Below are 1,368 nucleotides of genomic sequence, written 5' to 3' on the forward strand. Positions count from 1 at the left end.
CCGACGAACATCTCGACGAAATCGGAGCCCGAGATCGAGAAAAAGGGCACGCCAGCCTCACCGGCCACGGCGCGGGCCAGCAGGGTCTTGCCGGTGCCGGGAGGGCCGACCAGCAGGGCGCCCTTGGGGATCTTGCCGCCCAGACGCTGGAATTTGCCCGGGTCCTTGAGGAAGTCGACGACCTCCTGAAGTTCCTCCTTGGCCTCATCCACGCCGGCGACGTCCTCGAAGGTCTTGCGGCCCTTGTGCTCGGTCAGCAGCTTGGCCTTGGACTTGCCGAAGCCCATGGCCCCGCGCGCGCCGCCCTGCATCTGCCGCATGATCAGGATCCACAGGCCGATGATCAGCACGAAGGGCAGCAGGCCGATCAGGGCGCTGACCCACAGCGACTGGCGAGTGGTCTTCACGTCCACCTCGGCGCCCTTGGCCTGGATGCTGTTGATCAGTTCGGCGTTGGGGACCGGGGTGATGACCGTGACGACGCTCTCGTCGCGCAGGGTGGCCTTCACCGTCTCGCCACGCACCTCGACGCTGACGATATTGCCGTCATCGCGGGCCTTGAGCAGGTCCGAATAGCTCATCGCCACCGGGCGAGCGGCCGCCTCCTTGGCGCCGGGAGCGGCCGTAAGGCCTCCCGGGCGGCTGGCGGCGACATAGAAGGCCATGGCCCCCAGGATGATCACGCCCCAGATGGCCAGATTGCGCAGGTTCATTCTCGTCTCGTTCCCTGGGTGCGCCGAAGCGCCCGGTCGTCAGTGATATCAGCTCGAAAATAGGTGGTTCCGGGGCGATGCGCCATGGATAGCGCCACCAAGGTCCCGTTCGTGCGTCATTCGGTCCAGCGCCCGGGCCAGTCTTTCCTCGACCAGCCCCGCCGCCCTGCCCACCGTCCCTGCAAGAACCGGGGCAGTCGCATCGTTCCGGATCAGCACAGGCACGGACCCGCGTGCGGCGGGCGGCAGGGCCTTGAGCACGGCCCGGTCGGCCCCAGCCAGGGCCGCCATACGGCCCGCGGCGGGGACGACAGACCATCCCGGCGAATCGACCGTGATCGCCCAACGACCGTCCCAGACGGTCCCGACGTCCGCCGACAGCGCCAGCGGCGGGCGCGGGCGGCGGACGAGCTCGCCAGCCTCGCGGGCTACGAGCACTTCGCCTTCGCGCGCCTCGATCCGGGCGCCGGACAGAGTGGCGGTGAACGACGCGCCCGATTGCAGCCGGGCGAGGATGGCGGCGAGCCGATCGCCGCGCGGAGGCCGATCGCCTCCACCGACGCAGACCAGAGCAGCAGCGAGGGTGTAGGAGTCGGTGTTCCGGTTCAAAATCAGCGTCCCCTCTCCCATCGGGAGAGGGCTTGAGCGCACGGCG

The 1,368-nt window shown here is 69.0% G+C and carries 1 protein-coding gene and 1 pseudogene; both read right to left on the bottom strand.

Features of this window, described 5'->3' with window-relative positions; genetic code table 11:
- Positions 1–713, bottom strand: a 713-nt coding sequence (locus B3E43_RS10410) for an AAA family ATPase (protein WP_292029166.1), incomplete at its 3' end; no start/stop codon positions are given.
- A 48-nt stretch (positions 714–761) separates the two neighbouring features.
- A pseudogene (locus tag B3E43_RS10415) lies at positions 762–1,368 on the bottom strand (hypothetical protein); the annotation flags it as partial.

Origin of the sequence: Brevundimonas sp. UBA2416 (assembly GCF_002343105.1) — a bacterium.
Taxonomy (GTDB): Bacteria; Pseudomonadota; Alphaproteobacteria; order Caulobacterales; family Caulobacteraceae; genus Brevundimonas.